A 20,608-nucleotide genomic window follows, 5' to 3' on the forward strand; every position below is an offset into this window, starting at 1 on the left:
ATCAATAATTTAAAACAGGATCTTTCATATTGTAACATAAACTCGAATGATAGTCAGTTATATTGATTGAATCCCGCAAATTGGCAGATAATCAATTTATTTGTTGCAATGTCCTATCAAAATTAAATCAAATCACTTAATTCGTGAATCCCTCCATTAATAAATGGTCACAAACTCCACCCCAATCATCATTTAAAAGAACCTTACTCTGGACCTTTTGTCCTACTGGAACAAAGGTCAGTTTATAGAAAGGGGCCTCCTCACCATAGACTTCATAATATAACTCGTAATGACAATTCCCTAGAAGTGGTATCTGAATAGTCACCACTGTTCCAACCGATAAGACTTCTAAATGTTCCAGCTCCAACACTTCAAAGGGTACGACATAACATCTCTTTGAAAGTAGATCCAGCGAGAAATTATCTTTCAATACTAACAAAACATCCGCTTCAAAACTCCCTTCAATTAGTGGATCGAAAGTGATGTAACCCGGATGGATAATCGCGCCTTGTTCTATATTGCTATCTCCCCATTGACACCATTCTTCAGCATAAGCTCTGGATCGTACTTGAATCTGATGGTGAGATATACTCATTTGTATCTTTTGGATTTCCGCGTTCATTCTCTGCCTCCTCAGATATATATGAAATGCACTTGGAATCATTCTTAAATTAATTCATTTCGTTTTTTCAAATATTTATATAATATCATCCCTGCGAAAGAACATATTAAAGCGCATAATCCGATAAAGCCATATCCTGCTTGCAAACCACGCAGTAGTCCTATTTCTGTTGTTGTTCCGTATATATTCTTTACCACATTGATAATGGCTCCAATTATATAATTGCCTATTACGCTCCCGATCCCCATCATGGTTACGGTAAAGGTAATAGCCGTGTCGCTTCCTGTTGGATATCTTTTAGCAATAAAAGCCATGACAGTCGGGTATATTGGCGCAATACCAATACCAGCCAAGGCAAAGAAGATGGCGGCTGGTTCACCAGCTAGAATAGCTATAAATGTACATATCCCCGCAAATCCAGATAATAGAATGATAGATAGGTTAAACCCTATTTTATCGGTAACAGGCCCTAGAAACAGTCTTGCTCCTGAGAAAAAAAGAAAGAATGTCGAAAGCATTCCTGCGGCTACCGTTGTATTCCAACCGTAAGATTTCTCAAGAAAATTGACAAGCCAACCACCCACAGCTAGCTCAGATACAACTCCGAAAGAAAGAATGGCAACTAATAACCACAATGCAGGGTCACGTACTAGGACCTTAAATGGAATACGATCCTCATCTAATAGATCATCACCTGGGAAGCGGCTCATCACAGCAGGGATCATAGGGATCACGGAGAGACATAACATCACAAGGTACATTCCACGCCAATCCAACGTATATTCAAACACTGTTAGAGTCATTAATCCCGATGCTAATAATGGAGCCACTGTAGAGCTTAGTCCATAAAAAAAATGAGATAAGTTCATCATCGTCCCGGTATTTCTAACAAAAATCCGTGCTCCAAGAATAGCTAGCGCAATTTCTAGCATGCCATTTCCAATATACATCAAGAAATAAGAAGCCGAGAAAAATGTGTAATTATGCGAAACAAATATAAGAATCCCTGAGATTAGCATCGACCCAAAAGCAATAAGACTCGACCATTTGATCCCGATTTTTCTCGTTAATAATGCTGTAAAGGAACAAGCTATTAAATAACCTAAGGCATTGAGTGATAACAATGTTCCCAATTGAATCTCGTCCAGATTGAAATCCATCTGAATTCGCGGAATCGCAGGACCTTTAATATTTTCAGAAATACCAAAAATAATAAATCCAATAAATATCGTGGCTAATTGTAATCCATAATTCTTCTTAAAACCTTTTGCTCGTTGTTCTGACATGATTATTCTCCTAATCCTTTTTATTAGAATTTTGTACCTCTATCATTATATAGTAATGAAGATATTTTTCTTTAAAATTTCATGATGAATTAATAGATTACAATAATTTATATGGGTTTAGAAACTCATATGAGTCTGATTCGTATATAACTAAATGCATCATAATTGAGTTGCTTTCAGTTAACACTACTGTTTAGGAACAAGATTAACCACTACAAGAGAGGAGCTGTATAGATGGATTTCTATCGAAGCAGCTTTTCAGAAGCATTAACAGAAGTACAAAGTAATGAAACTGGACTTTCAACCGAAGAAGTTGCGAAGCGGATCGCAAGTGACGGTTACAATGAATTAAAAAACAAAGAACAAGTTCCTATATGGAAGTTATTCGTGGAGAATTTCAAAGACCCCATGGTTATTGTTCTAGTCATAGCGGCAGTCGTGCAAATCATTCTAGGACATTTTATGGAGTCGCTAATTATATTCGCTGTTCTTATATTAAATGCTATAGTCAGCGTAGTGCAGACACGTAAAGCAGAGAGTTCACTTGATGCTTTGAAGAAAATGTCTGCTCCCGAAGCTAAAGTTATGCGTGATGGGGCAATAATGACTGTACCCGCACGAGAACTTGTCAGTGGCGATATCGTCGTTCTTGATGCTGGTGATTACGTACCTGCTGATGGTCGCTTGATTGAATCAGGTAGTCTTAAAGTTAACGAGGGCATGTTGACGGGAGAATCTGAAGCTGTTGAGAAACATGTGAATACCATCCATGATGAATCCCCGCTTGGAGACCGTAAAAACATGGTATTCAGCGGATCACTAGTTGTATATGGTAGAGGGAAAATGCTTATAACGGGTACAGCACTTCATACGGAAATTGGTAAAATAGCCACTCTACTTGAAAGTGCCGAAGCGAAGCAAACTCCATTACAGCGTAAGCTTGAGGCTTTCAGCAAAAAACTTGGTATCGCAATATTATTACTAAGTGTTCTTATTTTCGCAGTACAAGCTGGACGTGCAATATTCTCGGATGATACGGTAGATATGACAACAACTATTTTAAATGCATTAATGTTCGCCGTTGCTGTTGCTGTTGCTGCAATCCCTGAAGCGCTCTCTTCTATCGTTACTATTGTTCTATCAGTTGGTACTAACAAAATGGCAAAACAAAACGCTATTATTCGTAGCCTACCTGCTGTTGAGTCATTAGGATCAACTAGTATCATTTGTACAGATAAGACAGGAACATTAACTCAGAACAAAATGACCGTCGTTGATTATTTCCTACCTCAAGGAACTAAAGATAACTTCCCTGACGATCCAGATTCCTGGTCGATCGGAGAACGTCGATTACTACATATCGCTGTTCTGTGTAACGATTCTAACATTAATGAAGATGGAAAAGAATTAGGTGATCCAACAGAAGTTGCTCTAATCTCATTTAGTAATAGTATGAACAAAGACTATAAAGAAATTCGAGACAACTTTCCACGAGAAGCCGAAATTCCATTTGATTCAGACCGTAAGCTAATGGCAACTTTACACACTTTCGATGGACAAAAAACAATCATTGTTAAGGGTGGTCCAGATGTGCTCTTTAACCGCTGTAATCAAGTCCTCTTAGGTGATGAAGTTGTCCCTATGTCTGAGGAAATTCTTGAACGTTTACAGCAAGCCAATGAGAACTTTTCTAAGAAAGCCCTTCGTGTCTTGGCTTACGCATATAAACCTATGAAAACTGATAACATAAATATAGGACTTGCAGATGAACAGAATCTAATTTTGGTAGGTTTAACCGCTATGATCGACCCTCCAAGAGAAGAAGTATATGCTTCTATACAAGAATCGAATAAAGCTGGAATTCGCACAATTATGATTACTGGTGACCATAAAACAACTGCGCAAGCGATCGGGCTTGATATTGGCTTAATGAATAAAGATGATATTGCCTTAACTGGCCAAGAATTGGATGCCTTATCTGACGAAGAATTAGATCAGAAATTAGAAAAGATCAGTGTCTATGCCCGGGTCTCTCCTACCAACAAAATCAGAATTGTTCGCGCTTGGCAAAAGAAGGGCAAAATCACTGCCATGACTGGTGATGGTGTAAATGACGCCCCCGCATTGAAACAAGCTGATATAGGTGTTGCTATGGGTAGTGGGACGGATGTCGCCAAAGATTCCGCGGCTATGATTCTTACGGATGATAACTTTGTATCCATCGTAAAAGCAGTGGGTGTCGGAAGAACGGTATTTGATAATATTAAAAAGGCAATCTCATATTTATTCGCAGGTAATTTGGGTGCGATTATCGCTATCTTATTTGCACTAATATTCGATTGGATTAATCCTTTCACGGCAATTCAACTCTTATTCATTAACCTAGTTAATGACTCATTGCCTGCTATTGCATTAGGTATGGAAAAGGCAGAACCTGATGTCATGTCACGTAAGCCAAGACCTATTGATGAAGGGATTTTTGCAGGTGGTACGTTAAGAGCAGTCATTACTAGAGGTCTACTCATCGGTATTGCAGTCATTATCTCACAGTACATCGGATTACAGGAATCACCTGAAATGAGTGTCGCTATGGCATTTACAACGTTGATTCTAGCACGTACTCTTCAAACATTCGCGGCACGTTCAAATACGCAAACAGCATTCCAAGCTGGATTCTTCAGTAACAAGTTCGTTATTGGTGCAGTATTAGTCTGCTTTGTATTCTATGGTATTACCGTTATTCCTGGAATTCGGGGAATCTTCTCCATCCCAGATGCATTCGGCATGCAACAATGGTTCATCGCTGCAGGTCTTGCATTAGCTGCTGTTATTATGATGGAAATTTTAAAAGTCATTGTGCATGCATTGGGTAACAATAAAAAGTCTTAAATAAGTTAAGTGAAAGATAAAAAAGGCGACTTACCGTTCGAATATGAACGGTATGTCGCCTTTTTTTATGCTATATTTTTATGAAAATCAAAATTATGTAATAAACTCGAAGTAGCGAAGAAAATGGATTTAAGGACAATTCGCTATCGTAACGATCACGATGAACTAGATAATTCAACGCGAAAGCTGTACTCTATAGATAGAACTTCGTAAATATTATTGTCAGGAAAGGTTGATCCGCATGTTAACATCCGTTGAATCTCATCGTAATGAAGCCCCAACTTCTGTGCGTTGTATGATCATAACCGTCTCAGATACGAGAACCGTAGAGACAGACAAAAGTGGGGCATTACTTCGAGAACTTATGATGTCCTCTGGTTACGATATTACCGATTATCAAATCGTTCACGATACCTATGAAGAAATTCAGACGGCTATACGCCAAGGGTTATCGAATCCTAACGTGGAAGCTATTCTCCTGAATGGTGGTACTGGAATCGCTAAGCGAGATACCACTTATGAAGCGGTCCGCGATATGCTTGATAAAGAAATGCATGGCTTCGGTGAAATATTCCGTTATCTAAGTTTCGTAGACGATATAGGTACAGCAGCTATTCTAAGTCGTGCTATTGCGGGAGTTATCCATAATAAAGCTGTGTTCTCCATGCCAGGCTCTACAGGAGCTGTGAAACTTGCTACGTCACGGATCATTATCCCAGAACTACGACATGTGATGCGTGAGATTTATAAAGATCTATAATTTCATCTGTATAACAATGACTGTAACAACTAAAAAGTAGACTGCACCCACAACCTCTAATATACCTACTTTCATAGGACGAATTTGCTTACCTCCGTATATGAAAGCACGGACTAGCGCGAAAACATAGGCCAATGTCATCCAAGGAAGGCCAACGATCCATGGGATAATCAGCAGAAGGATATGATATATACGTGAAGCTGTGAACCAACGTTGGTTTCCTCTTTTTCGGAAAACCGTCTTGACAAAGAAGACAGTACCTATAAAGTATATAAAGTTAAATAGAATAACCCACACCATTGTACGGTCCCATCCACCATCACCAATCAAGTAAGCAGCGGCACCACCTAGAGCAAAGATGAGGAGTGCGCAAAGATCATTTAACATCTCACGTTCCGCTTTACGTTTCACATGCCATATATTAACTAATAATAAGCAGACTAAAGGAATCGCAAAATAGAATAACTCTGGATGCTTAACCAAAGGTACAAGGACGCATAACACAGCAATTACACTATAAGTAATTCCCCACTTAATCAAGTGTCCACGTTTAGATCTTTTTTTGAGTGCTTGAAGGAATGGATACGATGCCAAATATAAGAACAACCACGCTAGAAAAAGCAGCACATGCATCCAACTTGGATGCCCCGCTAACATCCCAATAATAAATGGAACACTCACCATCGCCCACCCACCATGTTCATGTGGGATCACAATATTATTCTTCATCAATAATCACTCCAATTATCCACCAATCTGTGACATTCTGCGCATTGTAGGCGTATGTGTTGTCTGTTCCTCCAACAAATGCCTAGACATTTCATGGCTCTCTGGTTTGGTACCTAGTGCCTCTAGAAATAATTGACGTACAGCTTCATCATCACCAATAACATTACGAACTTGATAATGCTCAGACCATGCAAGACATGGCTTAATAACACCATCAGCTGTTAACCGTAGACGATTGCAGGTTTTGCAGAAATGATTGCTAATCGGATGAATGAGTCCGAAGCTTCCTTTTGCACCTGCTATTGTATAATTATCTGAAGGTCCATTTCCTTGTAGTGAAGAGGCAGCCTCGTAAGACCAACCTTTCTCAGCACAGACTTCAAATACTCGGTCAAGAGAGAAATATAAACTCTTCCACTGTGAATCATGATGCCCTATCGGCATATACTCAATAAATCGAACATTAATTTCTCGATCCATCGTTAGCGCAAGGAAATCAGCGATTTCATCATCATTGATACCTTTCATCAAGACAACATTTAATTTTATGGGTGATAGACCAACCCTTATACATTCATCAATACTGGCTAATACTTTCTTAATGTCTCCACCACGTGTAATGGATTTAAAGCGTTCAGGTTGTAGGGAATCCAGACTTATATTAACACGTGTTAATCCGGCTTCCTTTAAGCGTGCTGCACGGGGTGCAAGAAATATAGCATTGGTTGTTAAAGCAATATCCTCAATGCCTGGAATTTGTGAAAGCATCGCGACTAGAACATCCAATTCTTTGCGAACTAAAGGTTCGCCTCCAGTTAATCGTAACTTTCGCACTCCCATTCCAGCCAATATTCTAACTACATCAGTGATTTCTTCATAACTTAATAGATGCTCTGCAGGCTCAAATTCCATTCCCTCTTCAGGCATGCAATAGATACATCTTAAATTACAACGATCTGTCACTGATATTCTAAGATAGTCATGTTTCCGGCCGAAAGGATCGATTAATGTTTGAATTGACATCTGTTCACTCCCTTTACATTTTGCAACAATGAACTACCGAATCAATTATTCGATATCGCTGTCTATTAATGGCTTCCCATCCGGATATGCGTTTTGTCCTGATTGATCACCAATCCATTCAGAACCATCTTCCCATTGCTCTTTTTTCCAGATTGGAACGATTTGTTTAATCCGCTCGATGATGTATTCATTCGCTTCATAAGCTGCTTTTCGATGTGGTGAAGATACTGCAATAACAACTGCAATATCAGAAATTTCTAAGTGTCCAGTCCGATGGGTAATAGCAGATATCGTATCTGGCCATCTATCTCGAACTTCTTGTCCAATACGCGTCAATTGCGCAATAGCCATAGAAGTATAAGCTTCGTATTCTAGATAAAGAGTTCGCTTGCCTAATGTAAGTTCACGAACCGTACCGATGAACAAGGTTATCGCTCCTGCTTCCCGACGCTTCACTTTATCTGTAACTTCTTCTGGAAGGATCGGCTGATCCGTAAGTACATATAGCGCAGAATTCATCACTCAGCCACCTTTCTCATTCACAAGGAATCCGTTTCTTGACGAATATAATCGCCACTCTTACCGCCACTCTTACGCTCAAGGTACGTAACCCCAAGCACCATATCTTTATCTATCGCTTTACACATATCATATATTGTTAATCCTACGACTTGAGCCGCAGTGAGTGCTTCCATCTCCACGCCAGTAACACCAGTTGTCTTAACAGTCACTTGGAACGATAACGTCTCTGCATCCTCTTCATGAAAGGTAATATCTATTCCTGTCAATGGTAATGGGTGACACATAGGAATAATGTCCGAGGTTTTCTTAGCAGCCATGATTCCTGCAACTTGCGCTACAGACAGAACATCACCTTTACCAATACTGCCTTCTCTAATTTTATTTAATGTTTCTGGACGCATACGAATTTGACTCTTGGCTATAGCCACTCTTCGCGTCTCTGATTTCTCAGTAACATCTACCATTCGTGCTCTACCTTGCTCATTGAAATGCGTTAAATTTGATTCACTCATCATAGGTTCCTCCTGACTTTATTGAGTTAGCGATACTTCGATCAACCACCACTTACAGGTGGAAGTAAGGCAACCGTGTCATCTGCTTGAATAAGATAATCACGATTAACGAATTGTTCGTTCACTGCGACCATGACCTGATGAAGTGAGGAATTCGCATAACGTTTCTCTAACTCTTCAAACAAATCGGTTACCGTTATCTCTCCAAGATCAAGTGATAAGCTAGAAGCACCAAATTCTTCTCTTAAATGTGCAAACAATAAAATTTTCATATCTCTGTCCCTCCCTAACACATATTAACCCAAATAACGGTAATATAATTCTTTAGCCAAAAGCGGGTCTGCTGTCCCATGGATTAAAGCTCTACCATCTTTAAAAATAACTAAACGATACTCTTCTTCATGAATTTGAACAAGATATGGATTAGAGGTCACACGACTACTCCGCTTCTGAGCGGATTCGATCACTTGTTCCAAGTCCAAAGGCGACACTCTAGATGGCCGTATCCAAACTGTGGATCTACCACATAAAGTTTCTGTTTTCATAGAAGCAACCTCTTGCAGAAATGGATATGAAGGATCGTTTCCACAAGTATTACATTGTTCTTGTCTTAAACTTGAGCTAATTTGTATAGTTTGAAACAGGCTGGACCATAGATCAAATACACGAAAAGAATTGGACATACTCTCCTCATTACCTGTTAACCATTTCAATGCTTCTGCAGATTGCAATGAAACAACCATTTGAACAGCAGGAGCGATAATTCCATTTATTTCACAGTTTGCTGCTGAAACCGGCATACTAGATAATAAACAGTGCAAGCAAGGCGTTTGTTGATGTGGTAAGAAACTACACATCACGCCATAACTACCTGAACAAGCACCATATAACCACGGAATCTTATATTTGTATGCGATATCGTTAATCATATAACGGATCGAGAAATTGTCCGTAGAATCTATGATCAAATCTACTTTAGATGCCTCGACAAGTCGAATTAATTCAACAGCTGTGCAATCTAATACCTCAGCATCTATTTGGATACTTGCGTTAATCTGACGCAATCGGCGTGCCGCTGCTACTGCCTTGGGCAACTGCTCCTTAGCATCCTGTTCGCAATATAGTGTTTGTCGTTGTAAATTACTCCAATCCACATAATCACGATCTACTATCGTTAGCTTCCCTACACCAGAACGTGCCAATATTTCAGCATTGCCAGAACCTAGTGCACCAGCTCCGATAATAAGTACATGTTTATCGTGAAGTAAAGCTTGCCCCGAGGAGCCAATCGGTGCGAAGCTTTGTTGTCTTACATATCTTTCATTACACACGATCGTTGCCTCCTCGTTTCAATCTTCTAATATAGCTAGATATTGTTCTGGTGTATCGACATCCTTAGTGAAATCCGTAGATATCCCACGGGCTATCCATTCAGACTCATCAATTCCAACCCAATTCATGACATCTAACAGACCTGAAAGTCGATATTTCTCCGCTTCGATGAGTTGAATGACTGAATTCAGTATAGACTGCGGTCGATATACACCATGAAGCATTTGATGCTTGCCACCAATGACGGGTATAACACTATCAAAATCATTTTTCCGAAGATAATCTAACATCAATTGTGCTGCAGTTACAGATAATGAAGGGTGATCACAGCCCACAACCCACGCAAATTCAGTTCTTATCTTTGAAAAAGAAGCGTGTATTCCTGATAATGGTCCATGACCAACGTATACGTCAGAAAGGTATTCGATTTCCCCCAACATAAGATCTATATATATGCTCGGGTCAGGTGTAACAATCATAATCTCATCACAGAGTGTCCGCAGAACACGCACTTGCCTTTCAATAAATGTCTCTCCATCCAAAGATAGCAACGCTTTATTGAACCCTTGCATACGCGAATTACGCCCTCCTGCTAGAATCACACCTGTAACCATTTAAATACCACCTTTTTAGCTACGTTTACGATATAACACATAAGTTCTTTTCAAATATTGTATCGGCATACTCAACATATGCACAAGTCTTGTGAACGGAAATACTGCGAATAGTGCGAAACCTAACATCACATGTATTTTAAAAATAATCGGAACATCCTTCATTAAATTACCATCAGGTGTAAAAGTTAATACTCCACGAATCCATGGTGAGATCGTCTCACGATAATCGAAATCTGTATGTCCCGCTGCGTTAAATATCGTTGCACCCATTCCAACGACAACGATAGTCGTAAGCATTATGATGGATAACATATCTCCGAAACTACTCGTTTTACGAATACGTGGGTCGGATATACGACGATATAATAGTATTAGACAACCTGCTAAAGTTAACACTCCTGCAAATCCACCAGCACCAACCGCCATGATATGATAGAAATGATCGCTTACGCCAATAGCAGCAAGCCAAGACTTAGGAATAAGAAGTCCACCAATATGCCCGAATAACACAAGCATAATCCCTATATGAAATAGAAGACTTCCCCAACGTAGTTTCTTCTTTTCAAGTATTTCACTTGATTTAGCTGTCCAACCAAATTGGTCTGTTTGATACCGATAATACAATCCTAACAGAAAAATAATAACAATGATATATGGGTATATGACCCACAAAAGCTGACTACCCGATGACATTCTGACTACCTCCCCTTCATTTGGTTCACATCTAGATTTGGAAAGGATGAGCCTCCGCCGCCATATCCCGCGGCTGCCCACATTGGGCCACAACCCGCCGCGCCAGCATTGTTACCACCGTATCCTACAGATGCGTCGAATTCAAAGGATCCTTCTTCCACTGATGACTGATCGAGAAGTAATAATATACCTGACATTACATGACGATAAGGGCTATTACCTGCAGTAAGTGCATCTCTTACACTTTCTAAAGCTTTACGGAAAGAGATCAACAGGGAGACACCTTTGTCCTCTTCTGCAACGGCTACATACTCAAGCACAAGTGGCAAATAATCAGGAAGTTCTTCACTTGCAAGTAACATATCTTCTTCTTCATAGATTTGTTTCAACTTGAGCAAGGCTGGACCCCGCTCACGCTCTTCACCAAGCTGACCATAAGTCAGATATAAATTTGCTTTTTTATTGAAATCAAAGGTTTTTACGTAGCTCTCTGTTATCGTTTCTGAGTCCATTCCAATGAACTCTGCGATACATTCACTGACAAATCCTTTAATCTGTTCTACACTTTCCTCGTTCTCGTCTTCTAGCAAATGACACCAATCGACGTACATTTCATCAGCTGTCTCTTGCCACTCTGCATCGGGATACTGTAGTAGAAACGATAGCATCATCCAACTCGAACGGAGCGTCATATCTTGCATTTTTATCACTCCTAAAGTTTTGTGAGGGATTACTTCCTGAATTACTTCGAACAAAACTAGCTTCGGAAGCATAAGCTTAAGTTTTGTGAGGGATTACTTCCTGAATTACTTCGAACAAAACTAACTTCGGAAGCATAAGCTTAAGTTTTGTATGTGTTAACTACCTGATTAGCCTCCGCATGGACCAGGTCCACCCGCCATATTGGTAAATCCGCATGCTCCTTGCTCACTATAGAGATCCGCAATTTCTTCACGATGTGCTGATGGAATAACAAAGCGATCATCATATTTAGCGATTGCAAGTAAGCGATACATCTCTTCAATTCCTTTTTCCGTCAAACCGAATTGCTCAAGTAGTTCAAGATTTGGTTCCTTCTTCAAATTACGAGACCGCATATGTGAACGCATAAGAGCCATCTTCTTAAGGACGTTCTTGATCACTTCGGTATCGCCTGCTGATAGCAGATTCGCAAGGTATTGAACAGGAATACGCATATCATCAATAGCTGGGAAAATATCATCTGGATTTGCTGATGTGCCTTTACCTTCAACCATATTCGTAATCGGGCTAAGCGGTGGAACATACCATACCATCGGCATCGTTCTATATTCTGGATGAAGCGGAAGTGCTATCTTCCAGTCTACCGCCATTTTATAGATCGGAGAACGTTGTGCAGCATCGATCCAATCTTCTGGGATACCTGCTTCACGAGCAGCTGCAATCACTTCTGGATCAGATGGGTCTAGGAAAATATCAAGCTGTGCTTCATATAACTTCTGTTCATCCTCAACGGAAGCTGCTTCTTCGACACGATCTGCATCGTAGAACATGACACCGAGGTAACGAATACGTCCAACACAGGTTTCCGAACAAACCGTCGGTAGACCTTGCTCAATCCGTGGAAAACAGAGTGTACATTTCTCAGCTTTGTTTGTCTGCCAGTTAAAATATACTTTTTTATAAGGGCAACTAGTTACACAGAACCGCCAAGAACGGCAAGCATTCTGATCGACAAGAACAATTCCATCCTCTTCACGCTTATACATCGCACCTGAAGGGCAACTGGACACACAAGATGGATTGATACAGTGTTCACAGATACGAGGTAGATACATCATGAATACTTGTTCGAACTCCATCCGCACGGATTCTTCAATACCTGCCATATCTGGATCAAGTAATCCTGTTTCGTGGACGCCTGCCAGATCATCCTCCCAGTTAGGACCCCACTTGATTTCCATATGTTCACCCGTAATTTGTGATTTCGGGCGCGCCACAGGTTGATGTTTCGTTTCTTTCGTTGGGTTTAATTTTTCATATTCATAGTCCCAAGGCTCATAATAATCATCAATGGTTGGTTGGTCTGGATTATGGAATATATTCATCAGACGTTTGGAACGGCTACCGGAGCGTAGCTCCAGTTTACCGTTCTTAAGTATCCATCCGCCCTTGTATTTCTCTTGGTTCTCCCACTGTTTCGGATAACCGATCCCTGGCTTGGTCTCTACGTTATTGAACCACATGTATTCGGCACCTTTACGGTTTGTCCAAGTATTCTTACACGTAACAGAACACGTATGGCATCCGATACATTTATCTAGGTTCATTACCATTCCAATCTGTGCTTTAATCTTCAAGCCAATTCACCTCCGTAAGTTTACGTATAACAACATTCAAGTCACGTTGGTTCCCTGTCGGACCATAATAGTTGAAGCCATAGCTCAATTGTGCATATCCACCAATCATATGTGTTGGCTTCACATGAATTTTCGTCGGACTGTTATGAGTTCCACCACGAGTAGAAGTTACATCTGTTGCAGGAACGTTGATCGTGCGATCTTGTGCATGGTACATATAGCACATTCCACGCGGCATCCGATGTGTGACAACAGCACGAGCGACAACCGCACCATTCTGATTGAAACATTCAATCCAGTCGTTATCTTTAATATCTGTTTCCGCTGCATCGTCTTTATTCATCCAAATGGTTGGTCCTCCACGGAACAATGTGAGCATTGGCAGAGAATCATAATACATACTGTGAATTGACCATTTACTATGTGGAGTCATGAAATTCAATACAATTTCTTTCCCTTTAACACCTGGACGATCTTTAACTGTATGGAAAGGTGAATGTTTCAACGTTGGTTTGAATATCGCCATATTCTCACCGAATTCTGTTAACATTTCATGATCGACGAAGAAATGTTGTCGTCCCGTCAATGTTCTAAATGGAATCATTCGTTCAATATTCGTAGTAAATGGTGAATATCTGCGCCCATGCTGTTCCGTTCCACTGAAAGCAGGTGAAGTAATAACCGTCTTCGGTTGTGCTGTAATTTGACTAAAGGTAAATCGTTCATCTTCACGATCCGTCGCCAAATCCTTCAGCTTCAAGTCTGTTTTCTTCTCAAGAGATTCCCATGCTTTTACTGCCATTTTTCCGTTACTTGTTGAAGATAAGGTCATGATCGTTTCAGCCATATGGATATCTGTGTCTAGCTTAGGACAACCTTCGCCTACACCTGGCTCATCAATTACACCATTAATTTTCTTCAGTAGCTCATATTCATCATCAGCTGACCAATTCATCCCTTTAATACCATAAGGCTTTTCTTTCACCAATGGTCCAAGTGAGGTCATCTTCTTATAGACTTGAGCATAATCACGCTCTACAATAATAAATTTCGGCATTGTCTTACCAGGTATAGCTTCGATCTCTCCCTTACTCCAATCACGCACTTTACCAAATGGTTGTGCTAACTCTTCCGGAGTATCATGCATTAAAGGTACGGATACGAGATCCTGTATAGGTCCATCGAATTGCCCTTCCGCCATTTCCGAGAAGGTCTTGGCAATCGACTTGAACGTTTCCCAGTCTGAACGTGACTCCCAGAGCGGCGGAACCGCTGGGTTGAATGGATGGATAAATGGATGCATATCTGTTGATGAGAGATCACTCTTCTCATACCAAGTAGCAGCCGGAAGAACGATATCGGAATACACAGCCGTACCTGACATACGGAAGTCTATGTTGACCATCAAGTCAAGTTTGCCCTCTGCAGCTTCATCTCTCCAGGTTATTTCTTCTGGTCGGATGGTATTTGTATCATCATTTAGTAAGCCGTTGTGCGCACCTAGTAAATACTTCAAGAAATACTCATGTCCTTTACCAGAACTTGAGATCAGATTCGCACGCCATACAAACATCACCTTCGGATGATTGATTGCTGCATCTGGATCTTCCATAGCAAATTTCATTTTACGATCCTTCAATTGCTGAGCCACATATTGTGAAACAGCTTCTGCCGTTGTGGCACCATTGGCATTGGCTTGACTCACTAGATTGATCGAATTCTCATCGAACTGAGGATAGGATGGTAACCAACCAAGTCTGGATGCGAGTACGTTATAGTCAGCAGGATGTGCATAACGTGTCTTATCCACAAGTGCTGATGTATGTCCATCTACCGGGTTCGATTCGAACCGCCATTGATTCGTCGCGAAATAGAAGAACGAGGTTCCGTTCATTTGTCGAGCAGGCATCGTCCAATCTCTTGCAAAAGCAACTGTAGCCCATCCTTCGGCTGGACGTAGTTTCTCTTGTCCTACGTAATGCGCCCAACCACCACCATTAACACCTTGACAACCCGTCATGAGAACCAAGTTCAGAATACTACGATAAATCGTGTCCGAATTGTACCAGTGATTAATTCCTGCACCGACAATAATCATCGAACGTCCTTGGCTTTCTACAGCATTTGTAGCAAATTCACGAGCAATTTGAATAATTGAAGCTCGATCAACACCTGTAATGGCTTCTTGCCAAGCTGGTGTATATGCGGTGTCTGCATCGTCATAGCTACCAGCACCCGTAGGATCAACTCCATACTGTGCAAGCATCAAGTCAAACACAGAAGTTACCCGATATGTTGTGCCATCAGCAGCCTCAATTGTTTTATAAGGAATGCTGCGGGATATGACCGTCTTACCGTCATCATCAAAGTATGGCAAGCTGATGTCTAAATTCCCATTTGCATATTGGCCTAGTCCAAGCTGTGGATTAATGTCGTCACCAGTAATCGTATCCACCGGATTCAAGTTCCATTTACCATCCTCACCCCAACGTGATCCAATTGTGCCATTCGGGATATGAAGTTCTCCTGTATTTTCATCAATAAGAACTGTCTTCCATTCAGGATTATTCGTTTTAATCCCTAGATCTTTCGCTGTTAGGAAACGATCTGCTGTGCAGACTCCGTTCTTCTCTTCCAATAAAAGAAGAAATGGAAAGTCAGTATATTTTTTAGAATAATTTTCGAAATACTCCGTGCGATTCTGAACATAATATTCATTTAAAATAACATGACCCATCGCCATGGCAAGTGCTCCATCTGTCCCTTGCTTCGATTGTAGCCATTTATCAGCGAATTTCACAAACTCAGCATAATCTGGGCTAATAGATACGACCTTAGTTCCACGATATCGAGCTTCTGTCATAAAGTGTGCATCTGGCGTTCTTGTCATTGGAAGGTTAGATCCCCATACAAGCAAGTAGCTAGAATTGTACCAGTCACTACTTTCAGGCACATCCGTCTGATCCCCCCAAATTTGAGGCGAAGCTGGCGGAAGATCTGCGTACCAGTCATAGAAACTGAGTAGTGGCGAACCGAGTAACGAGAGAAATCTCGATCCAGCAGCATAGCTAATCATGGACATTGCCGGAATTGGCGAAAATCCAAATACGCGGTCTGGGCCATATTTCTTAATCGTATACAGTAATGATGCGGAAATAATTTCATTGACCTGATCCCATGATGCACGGACCATGCCGCCCTTGCCTCGGGCAGATTTATAGGTTAATTTCTTGTCTTCATTCTCAACAATAGAACCCCATGCTAGTACTGGATCTCCGTATTGTTGTTTAGCTTCTTGCCACATTTGTAGCAATTTACCTCGGATATATGGATATTTCACCCGAAGTGGACTATATAGATACCAAGAGAAGCTTGCTCCACGTGGACAGCCCCGCGGTTCAAATTCAGGCATATCAGGTCCTGTTGTTGGATAATCTGTTTGTTGTGATTCCCAAGTGACAATACCGTTCTTTACGAATATTTTCCAACTGCAAGATCCTGTGCAGTTAACACCATGGGTAGAACGGACAACTTTATCATGCGACCAGCGGTTACGATACATATCTTCCCAAGAACGATCAGCTGTTGTTACTTCGCTCCATCCTTCGGCATTCTTTTCTCGCTTGCGGAAAAATGTTAGTTTTTGCAATAGAGGGTTATTCTTCTTCATTCGGTCATCTCCTTGCGCCATATTCTACTTATCATTGTAGACTCAAATACTGGCGAAAAAGAGAGGGGAAAACCCTCAATCGACTTAGGGCTTTCCCTAGTTTTATATGATTGGCTTACAAATTATGATTTAACGTCTGGTGAAAGGAGTGACATTGCGAGGGTATGGATACTGTTTAAGACAGTTTCCTCATCATGAATAGAAATAATCGGGGCATTATAGTCTTGCGGATTGACTTCTCTATGATCTGACAATTTTTTCGGATTTAACCAACTTATCCATAGACGTACGTCAGATGCCTCTTGGAGTAGCTCTTCCATCTGATCCGTTTCTCGAATGAGAGCAACCTTGGGGTAATGTGCTGATTTAAATCCTTCTGCAATTAATATATCTACACGTCCATATAGCATTTCAGCAATTTCCGACAATGAGGTAGGTTCTTGACGCATCCACCGGGTAGCTGTGTTTGATGTAAGGACGGTTTCTACCGATCCATGCATTAGGTGTTTACTACTATCAGTTCTAGGTTCATCCAATTGAAATCGATGTGCATCATGCTTAGCTGATCCAACTTTTAGTCCATCATTAGCAAGCGAAGCGATAATCTTACAAGCAAGTGTCGTCTTACCACTATCTTTAAAGCCGACGATTTGTAACACTGGTAAGCCTCCGCTAGTAATATCATCATAAAAATCTCTGGGCATTAAACTTTTCCTCCTTTCTTTTAAAACTTGGTGATTCAGGTTGAACTCATACGATTGATCGATATTGTTGACAATTTCTATAACTGTATAACTTCCACTAAAGTACCTTTTTTATAACCGTTAGGTGAGCCCGGGATACAGATCAAACAATTAGCATCTCGTAAAGATACCGTGACACTTGACATATCCAGACCAACAGGTGCTGCTTGCAGCATGCCATCAACGCTCGATAGTACACCACGAACAAAACGTGTAGAACGATCTGATTTAAGATAATCCTCAGTTAATATAGCCGTCATGCGCTGTTCAGGAACAAGTTCAGCCCCCATCATGCCACGAATAGCTGGGCGAAGAAAAAGCCTTGCGCCAACAAAACAGGCTGAGGGATTTCCGGAAAGTGCAAATAAAGGTTTGCCATTCCATAATCCATAGGTGGTGGGACTTCCTGGGCGCATTAGTAATCTGTTGAACTTGAGATCTCCATCCCAAGTTTGGGTAACATCATAAATAATATCGTGATCCCCCACAGAGACACCACCTGTTGTAACAACTACATCATATGTATTTAGGGCAGACATCACTTGTGTTCTAGCTAATTCAGAATCATCTGGAATTCGATCCAACATGATGGGGATCCCGCCATAATCCATAATAGCAGCTGCAATCATATATCCATTACTGTTGCGAATCTTACCTGGTTCAAGTGGAGCTTGAACGTCTAATAATTCAGCACCTGTCGTTATTATAGCAACTCTTGGTTGCCGATAGACTTGAACTGTTGCAACGCCGAACATAGCCAGCAAGGCAATCTCTCCTGGTCCAATACGTATACCAGTACGAAGGATGATTTCACCTTCTGAAACTTCAATGCCGATCGGAGAAACATTCATTTCCGGAGTGACAGCACCTTTGATTCGGCAGGTATCTACTCCATCCAAGTCAATGCCGCCTTCTTCTGTCATTTCATATTTAATAACAGCATCTGCCCCGTCAGGAACAGCACCGCCCGTCATAATCCGCGCACATTCACCACTCTTAATCACCTTTTGCGAGACATTCCCAGCTGGAATGTTATCTACAACTTTTATAGTCACAGGTGTCTTTATCGTAGCTTGGGAGGTATCCGAACTAATAACCGCATAGCCATCCATTCCTGAACGACGAAAATGCGGGACTGGCTGTGGCGCAACGACCTCCACAGCTAAAAATCTCCCTACACTTTGCATAATTGGAAGCTCTTCCTTCACCATCACGTGAACATTACTTAATACGATTTGGGTTGCTTCCTCCACACTGATCGCTTTTCGCATAAAGTTCTGTTGATTCTTTCTACCACTCATAGAATAAACATCCCTTCCTAAAACTTAGTCATTTCGGTTATTACCACTAGAACTAGATTAACTTAGCCAAGGTTGGATCTACTTCGCTAAATACTCCGACGTAATAATTTGTTTCACCTACATCATTTTGTACTGCATTAATGGTGATATGTTGTAGAAAAGCTTCTCCGTTTCTTTTCTTATTCCAAATATTCCCGCTCCAACAATTATTCTCTTTCAATCCCTTCCACATAGACTCGTAGAATTCTTTATCATGACGACCTGATTTGAGAAATCCGGATTTTTGCCCAATAGCCATGTCAGCAGTATATCCAGTGACTGCTGTATACGCAGGATTTACGTTGATGATTATGCCTTTTTTGTTTGTAACAAGCACGGCTTGCGAAGTACTTTGAATGATTTGCTCTGCTAACTTCACTCGATCCTGCCAGTACAAATATAGCACAAGCAACAAGCTACATAATGCAACCATGGATAATGCCATGAATCCAATCGCATAATGACCTGTTATTGCAAGAAGGGCTGATAACATAAGTGGAGGGAAGAATCCCCCGAGACCACCAAGGGCAGAAATAAGTCCATTAGCAATACCTGCTTGCTTCGAGAAATATAGTGGAACTAATTTAAATAGTGTACCATTTCCTGTTCCCGAACAGAAACCAATAAGTAAACATCCTACTGAATACAACATAATGGATGGTGAAAATGCTAGCATAATACCACCGATTGTCAATCCTATGAATACAAATGATAGAATTTTAAATGGATTAAGCTTATCACCTAACCAGCCACCTACAGGACGCATAATTGTTGCCAATAGCACAAAACCAGCGGTACGAAGACCTGCATCTATTTTACTAATACCAAAATGTTGAACAAGATGGTTGGGTAAGAATACTGTGAATGCAACAAAAGAACCGAACGTTATAAAGTAAAAGAAGCACAGAAGCCATAATTTCTCATTTTTGTAGATCCCTTTAATTTGCTCCATCAAAGGAACGCTCGATTTATTCTCTTTACGATCACCTATAAAGAAGTTAGCAATCGCAAATATAATGAGAAGAATAAGATAAAACTGAACCGTAGACCGCCATCCAAACTGCGTTGCTAATATTGGTGCGAAGAATGTACTTAATGCAGATCCAATATTCCCCAGTCCGTAAATACCATTAACGAGTCCGTGTTTCTCGCGTGGATAATACTTAGGAATTGAAGTAACACCTACAGAGAACGTAGCGCCTGAAACCCCCAGGAATAATCCCCCTATGATAAGGTCAGCAAAACTGTCAGCTCTACTGATATAGAATACTGGGACTAACAAGACAACGAAGCTGATTAAGAACATCAGTCGAGCCCCATACTTATTCGTCCAATAACCAAATGGAACCCGTAAAATAGAACCTAATATAATCGGTACGGCCGTGACTAACGATAATTGTCCTGATGTTAAAGGAATTCCGTCTTTAATAAATACGATTAGCGATGATAAGATACCCCAAACAGCAAAGCCAAGCACTAGACTTAACGTTTGTAAGGGTAATATTGCCTTTTTTTGTTTCACAGCTATACC

General features: G+C 40.8%; 18 protein-coding genes. 2 read left to right on the plus strand and 16 right to left on the minus strand.

Annotation, left to right across the window (positions count from 1 at the left end):
* Positions 1-136: 136 nt before the first annotated feature.
* Positions 137-622, minus strand: coding sequence for a competence protein ComJ (gene comJ / locus LPB68_RS03360; RefSeq protein ID WP_068657884.1), 486 nt, complete (start codon positions 620-622; stop codon positions 137-139).
* A 44-nt stretch (positions 623-666) separates the two neighbouring features.
* Positions 667-1,908: an MFS transporter gene (locus LPB68_RS03365; RefSeq protein WP_068657882.1), complete on the minus strand. Its 1,242-nt coding sequence runs from the start codon at positions 1,906-1,908 to the stop codon at positions 667-669.
* 234 nt (positions 1,909-2,142) lie between these two features.
* Between LPB68_RS03365 and LPB68_RS03370 the strand changes: the two genes are divergently transcribed.
* A complete protein-coding gene (locus LPB68_RS03370; protein ID WP_071193203.1) occupies positions 2,143-4,797 on the plus strand; it encodes a cation-translocating P-type ATPase in 2,655 nt (884 codons plus the stop codon).
* 241 nt (positions 4,798-5,038) lie between these two features.
* On the plus strand, positions 5,039-5,557 hold the full coding sequence (locus LPB68_RS03375; RefSeq protein ID WP_068657878.1) for a MogA/MoaB family molybdenum cofactor biosynthesis protein: 519 nt from the start codon (positions 5,039-5,041) through the stop codon (positions 5,555-5,557).
* Here the strand turns inward: LPB68_RS03375 and LPB68_RS03380 are convergent.
* The 14 genes from LPB68_RS03380 to LPB68_RS03445 form a co-directional block, all read right to left on the minus strand.
* Entirely contained in the window at positions 5,552-6,286 is a 735-nt protein-coding gene (locus LPB68_RS03380) for a YwiC-like family protein (protein WP_332455173.1), read from the minus strand. The two genes, LPB68_RS03375 and LPB68_RS03380, sit on opposite strands and share 6 nt — an antisense overlap.
* Before the next feature lie 15 nt (positions 6,287-6,301).
* The gene (gene moaA, locus LPB68_RS03385; protein WP_068657874.1) at positions 6,302-7,309 is read right to left on the minus strand and encodes a GTP 3',8-cyclase MoaA; all 1,008 of its coding nucleotides are present in this window, start codon (positions 7,307-7,309) and stop codon (positions 6,302-6,304) included.
* A 45-nt stretch (positions 7,310-7,354) separates the two neighbouring features.
* A complete protein-coding gene (locus LPB68_RS03390) occupies positions 7,355-7,828 on the minus strand; it encodes a molybdenum cofactor biosynthesis protein MoaE (RefSeq protein WP_068657869.1) in 474 nt (157 codons plus the stop codon).
* Between the two features lie 20 nt (positions 7,829-7,848).
* Positions 7,849-8,343 (minus strand): cyclic pyranopterin monophosphate synthase MoaC, encoded by a 495-nt coding sequence (gene moaC, locus LPB68_RS03395; protein ID WP_068657866.1) that lies wholly within the window; start codon positions 8,341-8,343, stop codon positions 7,849-7,851.
* A 41-nt stretch (positions 8,344-8,384) separates the two neighbouring features.
* Positions 8,385-8,615 (minus strand): molybdopterin converting factor subunit 1, encoded by a 231-nt coding sequence (gene moaD, locus LPB68_RS03400; RefSeq protein ID WP_068657864.1) that lies wholly within the window; start codon positions 8,613-8,615, stop codon positions 8,385-8,387.
* 24 nt (positions 8,616-8,639) lie between these two features.
* Positions 8,640-9,674 carry a ThiF family adenylyltransferase gene (locus tag LPB68_RS03405; protein ID WP_068657862.1) on the minus strand — a complete coding sequence of 345 codons (1,035 nt, stop codon included), beginning with the start codon at positions 9,672-9,674 and terminating at the stop codon, positions 8,640-8,642.
* 18 nt (positions 9,675-9,692) lie between these two features.
* Positions 9,693-10,289: a molybdenum cofactor guanylyltransferase gene (gene mobA, locus LPB68_RS03410; RefSeq protein ID WP_068657858.1), complete on the minus strand. Its 597-nt coding sequence runs from the start codon at positions 10,287-10,289 to the stop codon at positions 9,693-9,695.
* A gap of 15 nt (positions 10,290-10,304) precedes the next feature.
* Entirely contained in the window at positions 10,305-10,985 is a 681-nt protein-coding gene (gene narI / locus LPB68_RS03415; protein ID WP_068657857.1) for a respiratory nitrate reductase subunit gamma, read from the minus strand.
* A gap of 5 nt (positions 10,986-10,990) precedes the next feature.
* Positions 10,991-11,686 (minus strand): nitrate reductase molybdenum cofactor assembly chaperone, encoded by a 696-nt coding sequence (narJ, locus tag LPB68_RS03420; RefSeq protein ID WP_068657856.1) that lies wholly within the window; start codon positions 11,684-11,686, stop codon positions 10,991-10,993.
* A gap of 168 nt (positions 11,687-11,854) precedes the next feature.
* Positions 11,855-13,324, minus strand: coding sequence for a nitrate reductase subunit beta (gene narH / locus LPB68_RS03425; protein ID WP_068657855.1), 1,470 nt, complete (start codon positions 13,322-13,324; stop codon positions 11,855-11,857).
* Positions 13,314-16,994 (minus strand): nitrate reductase subunit alpha, encoded by a 3,681-nt coding sequence (locus tag LPB68_RS03430; RefSeq protein WP_068657853.1) that lies wholly within the window; start codon positions 16,992-16,994, stop codon positions 13,314-13,316. Before LPB68_RS03430 ends, narH begins: the two co-directional genes overlap by 11 nt.
* A gap of 122 nt (positions 16,995-17,116) precedes the next feature.
* Entirely contained in the window at positions 17,117-17,698 is a 582-nt protein-coding gene (gene mobB, locus LPB68_RS03435; protein WP_068657851.1) for a molybdopterin-guanine dinucleotide biosynthesis protein B, read from the minus strand.
* A 77-nt stretch (positions 17,699-17,775) separates the two neighbouring features.
* Positions 17,776-19,038, minus strand: coding sequence for a molybdopterin molybdotransferase MoeA (locus LPB68_RS03440; protein WP_068657849.1), 1,263 nt, complete (start codon positions 19,036-19,038; stop codon positions 17,776-17,778).
* Between the two features lie 52 nt (positions 19,039-19,090).
* A complete protein-coding gene (locus LPB68_RS03445) occupies positions 19,091-20,599 on the minus strand; it encodes a nitrate/nitrite transporter (protein WP_232510209.1) in 1,509 nt (502 codons plus the stop codon).
* Positions 20,600-20,608: the final 9 nt, after the last annotated feature.

Source organism: Paenibacillus crassostreae (genome assembly GCF_001857945.1).
GTDB classification, from domain to species: Bacteria; Bacillota; Bacilli; order Paenibacillales; family Paenibacillaceae; genus Paenibacillus_AQ; species Paenibacillus_AQ crassostreae.